Origin of the sequence: Streptomyces sp. NPDC096205 (assembly GCF_044763135.1) — a bacterium.
Taxonomy (GTDB): domain Bacteria; phylum Actinomycetota; class Actinomycetes; order Streptomycetales; family Streptomycetaceae; genus Streptomyces.
Genome location: NZ_JBIWFS010000007.1, coordinates 288,434 through 295,306 on the forward strand (window position 1 = coordinate 288,434; position 6,873 = coordinate 295,306).

The 6,873-nt window shown below is 71.6% G+C and carries 7 protein-coding genes; 3 read left to right on the forward strand and 4 right to left on the reverse strand.

Translation table 11 applies throughout. The features are described from left to right. Nucleotides 1-59 precede the first annotated feature (59 nt). The 3 genes from ACIQ6Y_RS26165 to ACIQ6Y_RS26175 all read right to left on the reverse strand — a co-directional run bounded on the left by ACIQ6Y_RS26165 (nucleotide 60) and on the right by ACIQ6Y_RS26175 (nucleotide 2,472). Nucleotides 60-917, reverse strand: a complete 858-nt coding sequence (locus ACIQ6Y_RS26165; RefSeq protein WP_404042412.1) for a PHP domain-containing protein — start codon at nucleotides 915-917, stop codon at nucleotides 60-62. A 175-nt stretch (nucleotides 918-1,092) separates the two neighbouring features. Further along, on the reverse strand, nucleotides 1,093-1,734 hold the full coding sequence (locus tag ACIQ6Y_RS26170) for a DUF6758 family protein (RefSeq protein ID WP_404042413.1): 642 nt from the start codon (nucleotides 1,732-1,734) through the stop codon (nucleotides 1,093-1,095). A 153-nt stretch (nucleotides 1,735-1,887) separates the two neighbouring features. Beyond that, nucleotides 1,888-2,472, reverse strand: coding sequence for a suppressor of fused domain protein (locus ACIQ6Y_RS26175; RefSeq protein ID WP_404042414.1), 585 nt, complete (start codon nucleotides 2,470-2,472; stop codon nucleotides 1,888-1,890). A gap of 467 nt (nucleotides 2,473-2,939) precedes the next feature. Here ACIQ6Y_RS26175 and ACIQ6Y_RS26180 point away from each other — a divergent pair, with 467 nt between their 5' ends. Both ACIQ6Y_RS26180 and ACIQ6Y_RS26185 read left to right on the forward strand, forming a co-directional pair. Beyond that, the gene (locus ACIQ6Y_RS26180) at nucleotides 2,940-4,055 is read left to right on the forward strand and encodes a magnesium and cobalt transport protein CorA (RefSeq protein WP_404042415.1); all 1,116 of its coding nucleotides are present in this window, start codon (nucleotides 2,940-2,942) and stop codon (nucleotides 4,053-4,055) included. Between the two features lie 23 nt (nucleotides 4,056-4,078). Beyond that, on the forward strand, nucleotides 4,079-4,597 hold the full coding sequence (locus ACIQ6Y_RS26185) for a hypothetical protein (protein ID WP_404042416.1): 519 nt from the start codon (nucleotides 4,079-4,081) through the stop codon (nucleotides 4,595-4,597). A 90-nt stretch (nucleotides 4,598-4,687) separates the two neighbouring features. Here ACIQ6Y_RS26185 and ACIQ6Y_RS26190 read toward each other — a convergent pair whose 3' ends face one another. Beyond that, nucleotides 4,688-5,461, reverse strand: coding sequence for a hypothetical protein (locus ACIQ6Y_RS26190; protein ID WP_404042417.1), 774 nt, complete (start codon nucleotides 5,459-5,461; stop codon nucleotides 4,688-4,690). Nucleotides 5,462-5,643: 182 nt separating this feature from the next. Here ACIQ6Y_RS26190 and ACIQ6Y_RS26195 point away from each other — a divergent pair, with 182 nt between their 5' ends. Then, entirely contained in the window at nucleotides 5,644-6,777 is a 1,134-nt protein-coding gene (locus ACIQ6Y_RS26195) for an Mrp/NBP35 family ATP-binding protein (RefSeq protein ID WP_404042418.1), read from the forward strand. Nucleotides 6,778-6,873 lie beyond the last annotated feature (96 nt).

The window sequence follows — 6,873 nt, forward strand, 5'->3', positions numbered from 1 at the left end:
ACAGGCCTTGCTGAAGAAGAGGGTGTACGGAGGTGAGCGCGGGGTGGCCCTCAGGGCCCTCAGGCTCCGCCGGTACCCGGGACCGGGAACGCGCCCGTCGCGCGCCGGGTGATCTCCCCGTACACCTCGGGGTCGGTCGTGAACTCGCCGAGCGCGACGGTCTTGCGGCTGCCGTGGTAGTCGCTGGAGCCGGTGACCAGCAGGCCCAGCTCCTTGGCCAGTCCGCGCAGCCGGGCGCGGGTGTCCGGGTCGTGGTCCATGTGGTCGACCTCGATCCCGTCGAGCCCGGCCTCCGCCATCGCGGCGATCGCGGACTCCGGCACCGTACGGCCCCGCTTGACGGCCGCGGGGTGCGCGAACACCGCGACTCCGCCGGCGCCCTTGACCAGCCGGATCGCCTCGAAGGGGTCGGTCTCGTGCTTCTCCACGAACGCCCGGCCGCCGTCCGCGAGCCACTGCTCGGTGAAGGCGTCGCTCACCGTGGGGACGACGCCCAGCTCGACCAGCGCGGTGGCGATGTGCGGCCGACCGACCGAGCCGTCCCCTGCGATCCGCGCGACCTGCTCCCAGGTGGCGGGCACACCCAGTTCGTTCAGCCTGGCGACCATGCCCTTGGCCCGCGGCACCCGGTCGTCGCGCACCAGCTCCCGCTCGGCGAGCAGCGCGGGCTCGGCGGCGTCGAAGAGGTAGGCGAGCATGTGCATGCTCGTGCCGTCGATACGGCAGGACAGTTCGGCGCCGGTCACCAGCGTGAGGCTCTGCGGCAGTGCGGCGAGCGCCTCTGCGTGGCCCCTCGTGGTGTCGTGGTCGGTGAGGGCGATGACGTCCAGGCCGGCGGCGGCCGCACGTCGTACCAGCTCGGCCGGGGTGTCCGTGCCGTCGGACGCGGTGGAGTGGGTGTGCAGGTCGATACGCACGCGGACTCCAGGCGGTGACGGGCGGACGGGGACACCTCAGGATAACTGGGTTTTCGGGATACCCCGTCACACCCGTACAGGGGAAGTGACCTTTACATCGACGCCCTCAGGGGCGCGGGGAACTGCGCGACAAGCCACAACGAACCCGCAGCCGCCCACGGACCGCGGGCACCACCTACGGCTTCAGCAAGCGCGGCGACAAGGCCCCGCACGGGACCAGTTCCACCTCCGCGCCCGCCTCCCTCAGGTCCGCCAGGACCATGTCCTCGTACATCAGGAGGCCGGACTGTTCGGGCCAGACGACGGCCCAGAGCCATAGGCCGAGGGCCTCTCCTGCGAAGACGGCGCGGTCGTCCGGGGTGCCGGAGACATGCCACAGCGAGGTCGGGCGGCCGGCCGCGAGGACTTTCGCCTGGGGTGGTTTCTCCACGTCGAGATACGGGCCCGGATCGGGGCCGTCGATACCGGCGTAGCGCGCGCCGAGGCCGACGCCGAGTTCCTCCGCGACCAGGATCAGCTCGCCCATACCGCCGAGCGGACCGGGTCCGGAGCACGCGACGGCCGTCGCGCGACCGCCGCTGCGGTCGTCACCTGCACTGGCCACGCCCGTGAAGAGCCAGCCGACCGGCAGCGGCCACGGCATCCACACCGGCACCTTGGTGCGGTGCACCACCACGCCGAGAGCCTCGACGCTCGGCGGGATCACGGGCTGCACCGGATGCACCGTGCCGTGGAGGCCGCACTGCCAGGAATCGGCGAAGAGACCGGGAGCCCTGACCCGGCCACCGCACTTCGGGCAACTGGGTTCGCCCCTCATAGGGCTCCACGCTCCTACCCCGACACCGTCTCGTCAAGGACGATCACCCGTCCGGAGGGAACGCTCACCTTCAGGCAGTGTCGCGGGGTCCACCAACCGGCCCAATCGATCCGGCGGTTGGTGACATCGCTCACGCGCCGCCCGGGTCCTCGCTCACGCCAGCGGTACGGAGGCGCGCGCGGGGTCGCGCAGGTCGGTGCCGTGGTTCAGCCAGCGCTCCTGGAGGGCCTGGGCGCCGTGCACCCGCTTCCAGGCGGCCTCGTTCGGCGTCATCGGCAGCAGCGGCAGGAAGCGGACCGGGTCGAGCGGCTCGTCCAGCTCCAGGTCCTCCACCAGGCCGCCCGGCTCGGCGACCAGGACCGAGCTGAAGGGCGCGCCCGGCCACAGCGGCTCACCGACGTCCAGCGAGGCACCGGGCGCCACGACCACGCCCTCCACCTGCGGCGACGCGGCCAGCACGGCGAGCGGCCTGAGCACCTTGTCGGTGTCGGCGAGCCCCGCGCGCACGGACAGCACCAGCTCGGCGCGCGGACCCTTGACGGGGTCGGCGACCATCGCGGTGGGGTCCGTCATGGGGTGAGCGGACATGCCGAGGGTGGCGTAGCGGACGATGCCGTCGCCCTGGAAGCGGAGCACCTCGACACGGTCGGTGCCGAGGAAGGTGACCGCCGCGCGGGCGTCCGGTTCGCCGAGCGCGGTACGCAACCGGGCCTCGACCAGAGCGAGAACATCAACCATGCGGCGAGCATAGAACTCGTCAGTACAAGGCAAAGCGGCGCCTTGACACTTCAGTCGGCTGATACTCTTGGCCGGTCGGGCAGCACGCAGAAGCGTCGCGCATCTTCGCCCGACGCCGATGGATCTCCCTTACGAGGGACCGACCGGAGGAGGTGGGGCTGCGATGGACCGAAGTCGACCGTGCAGTACCACCCGCTCTTCCGGCCGCTGAAGTAGCTGTCCTTCTTCCGGCTCAAGCCTTTCCGCCGCCGCTCCCGCGCGTCACCACGGAAGAGCACTTCGTTTCGTTCTGCCAGAACTGTCTGATCTGACCTGATCTGACCGGCAGCGAAGTCAGCCACCGCGACGGTGCGGTGCTCCCCGCTTTGTGGACGTGCCAAACATCCCAGCGTCAGGACGTCCCCATTCCGGGCAGTTCCACCCGTTCGCAGGCCGCCATGCGCTGCCCGCCCGCGAAGGAGCCTGCCATGTCGATGATCCGCGACCTGCGGTCCGTAGTGCGCCCCGCCCGCCCGACCCTGCGCAAGGAGACCGGCGGCTACGACACCACGCGCGACCCCGGCACCCCCTCGGCCGTCGTCGACTGCGCGGTCTACCGAGACGGCGCCCGCGTGGACTTCGGCAAGCCCGTCGGACCGCACGAGGCGATGCGCCAGGTGCGCCGCGACGGCGGGTTCGTGTGGATCGGGCTCCACGAGCCGACCGAGGCCGAATTCGCCGGTATCGCCAGCGAGTTCGGGCTGCACCCGCTGGCCGTCGAGGACGCCGTGCAGGCCCACCAGCGGCCCAAGCTGGAGCGCTACGACGACTCGCTGTTCACCGTCTTCAAGACCATCCACTACGTCGAGCACGACGAGCTCACCCCCAACAGCGAGATCGTCGAGACCGGCGAGGTCATGTGCTTCACCGGCCGGGACTTCTTCATCACCGTCCGGCACGGCGGCCAGGGCTCGCTGCGCGCGCTGCGCCACCGCCTCCAGGACGAGCCGGAGCTGCTCGCCAAGGGCCCCTCCGCCGTGCTGCACGCCATCGCCGACCATGTCGTCGACGGCTACATCGCGGTCGCCGACGCCGTGCAGGACGACATCGAGGAAGTCGAGACCGAGGTCTTCTCGCCGGGCCGCAAGGGCAGCCCGCGCGGCACCGACGCCGGCCGGATCTACCAGCTCAAGCGCGAGGTGCTGGAGTTCAAGCGGGCCGTGTCCCCGCTGGTGCGGCCCATGCAGCTGCTGAGCGAGCGGCCGATGCGGCTGATCGACCCGGACATCCAGAAGTACTTCCGGGACGTCGCCGACCACCTCGCCCGGGTGCAGGAGCAGGTCATGGGCTTCGACGAGCTGCTCAACTCCATCCTCCAGGCCAACCTCGCCCAGGCGTCCGTCGCGCAGAACGAGGACATGCGCAAGATCACGTCGTGGGCCGCGATCGTCGCCGTACCGACCATGGTCTGTGGCGTGTACGGCATGAACTTCGAGCACATGCCGGAGCTGGGCTGGAAGTACGGCTACCCGATGGTGCTGGGCGTCACCGCCATGATCTGTCTCGGCATCCACCGCACCCTCAAGCGCAACGGCTGGCTGTGACAGCGCCCCGATAGGCTGGGCGCATGACAAGCGAGCTGCTCGAGCGGGCCCTCGTCGAGGAGGCCACCAAGAAGTCCGGGCTCATCTGGGTCCGGGGCGCCGGTGCCCCGGCCGGCCGTGCGCTGTGGCACGTGTGGCACGAGGGCGCGGCCTGCGTGGTCGGCGACGGGCCGGGGGAACAGCCGCTGCCGGGGCTGGCCGACGGGGCCGCCGCCGAGGTCACCGTACGCAGCAAGGACAAGGGCGGCCGGCTCGTCGCCTGGTCCGCGAAGGCCGTCGAGCTCGCGCCCGGCTCCGAGGCGTGGGAGGCGGCCGTCGCCGAGCTGAAGGGCAAGCGGCTCAACGCCCCCGACGGCGAGGCCATGCCCGGCCGCTGGGCCCGCGAGTGCCGAGTGCTGCGCCTGGAGCCCACCGGCGCCACCAGCGACCTGCCCGACGGCTCCCTCGCCGAGGCGCCGCTGCCGACACCGGCGACGACCCGTCAGCCGATTCCGGCGGCTCTGCCGCGCCTGCTGCTGAAGAAGAGGCGCGCCAAGCGCTGACAGAGGCGGCGCTAGGGCCTGTCTTCCGGATCAGGCCGGCTGCGAGGCGCTTCCGCCTCCTGGCGACGCCGGGAATTTGCCAGACAGGCCCTAGGACGTCGGCAGCTGCCGGCCGTAGTCCACGGTCTCGTCCTTCGGCGGCTGCTTCAGCGCGAAGTCCTCGCCCCAGTCGGAGAAGCGGAGCGTGCCCGCGTCGCCGGCGCGGATCAGGCGCAGCGGGTACGGCTTGCCCTGGAGGGAGACGTCCAGGGTGCCGCCGGAACCCTTGTCGCCGGTGATGCGGATGGTGCGCACGCCCGCCTGCTCGTGATGGCCGTCGGTGGCCAGCGCGCCGTGCAGCGTGAGCAGTCCGTCCAGCAGGACGTCCATGTCGGTGAAGCCGCTGAACCGCTTGTAGGCGGGGTCGCCCTGCGGGACCTTCACGTACTTGCCGCCGAGCTTGTCGGCGGCGGCCGCCGAGTCGTCCTCGTCGGAGCCGTCCGTGCCGTCCTTGCCGTCCTCGTGGTCCCAGAAGGCGGCGTCCGCCTTGAGGTAGAGCTCGTCGTCGATGCGGAGCAGCTCGAAGGTCGCGCCCTGCGCGGTCAGCGAGCCGGAGCCGCCGTCGTCCTTCAGCCGCATGTCCAGCTCGTACGTGCTCCCGCCCGCGACCACGGTCCCCGACAGATGCACCGCGTCCGCGGCACCGGCCGCCGTGCGGGTCTCGGCCTGGATCTTGGCCGGGGGGAGCTTGCCGACCCCGTTGGTGCCCGCGTCCGGGTCCTCCTCGCTGCATCCCGTGAGCCCCAGGCCGGTCACGGCCAGCGCGCACACCGCGCCGGCCAGTCCGACCCTGCGGCGGATACGGCCCTGGGGAATCGCAGTCACAGGTGCGGTGCCTTTCCGACGTGTCCTTCAGCGGCTACCGCAGAGTACCGGGACGAGGAGTTCCGCCAGAAAGCAGACCTGGGACCTGACCGGGAACCGCCGGGTATTCCCGGCGCGGGCGCCCGAGAGGAGTGATGTACACCCTTCCCGAAGCGGGGCTACCGAGCCGTACCATCGTCCTTATGGTTACGGAAGACGCGGTGCGCGAAGCACTGGCGACAGTCAACGACCCCGAGATCAACCGGCCCATCACGGAACTCGGGATGGTCAAGTCGGTGGAGATCGGTGCGGACGGAGCGGTCGCGGTCACCGTGTACCTGACGGTCTCCGGTTGCCCCATGCGCGACACCATCACGCAGCGCGTGACCGACGCGGTCTCCCGCGTCGAGGGCGTCACCCGCGTCGACGTCACGCTGGACGTGATGAGCGACGAGCAGCGCAAGGAGCTGGCGACGGCGCTGCGCGGCGGCCAGACCGAGCGCGAGGTCCCCTTCGCCAAGCCCGGCTCACTGACCCGCGTGTACGCGGTCGCCTCCGGCAAGGGCGGCGTCGGCAAGTCCTCGGTGACGGTGAACCTGGCGGCGGCGATGGCGGCCGACGGCCTCAAGGTCGGTGTCGTCGACGCCGACATCTACGGCCACTCCGTGCCCCGCATGCTGGGCGCCGACGGCCGGCCCACCCAGGTCGAGAACATGATCATGCCGCCGTCGGCGAACGGCGTGAAGGTCATCTCCATCGGCATGTTCACCCCGGGCAACGCCCCGGTGGTGTGGCGCGGCCCGATGCTCCACCGCGCGCTCCAGCAGTTCCTCGCGGACGTGTACTGGGGCGACCTGGACGTCCTGCTCCTGGACCTGCCGCCCGGCACCGGTGACATCGCGATCTCCGTGGCCCAGCTGGTCCCCAACGCCGAGATCCTCGTCGTGACGACCCCGCAGCAGGCGGCGGCCGAGGTCGCCGAGCGGGCCGGCTCCATCGCCGTCCAGACCCACCAGAAGATCGTGGGCGTGGTCGAGAACATGTCGGGCCTGCCCTGCCCGCACTGCGGCGAGATGGTCGACGTCTTCGGCACCGGCGGCGGCCAGCTCGTCGCCGACGGCCTGACCCGTACGACGGGCACCAACGTCCCCGTCCTCGGCTCCATCCCCATCGACGTCCGCCTCCGCGAGGGCGGCGACGAGGGCAAGCCGGTCGTCCTGACGGACCCGGACAGCCCGGCGGGCTCGGCCCTGCGCGCCATCGCCGGCAAGCTGGGCGGCCGCCAGCGCGGCCTGTCGGGCCTGTCGCTGGGAATCACGCCCAAGAACAAGTTCTGAGCGTCGTACGACGAGGGGGGGGGGGGGGGGGGGGGGCGCCCCCCCCCCCCCCCCCCCCCCCCCCCCCCCCCCCCGGCCGACCGCCCCAAACCCACA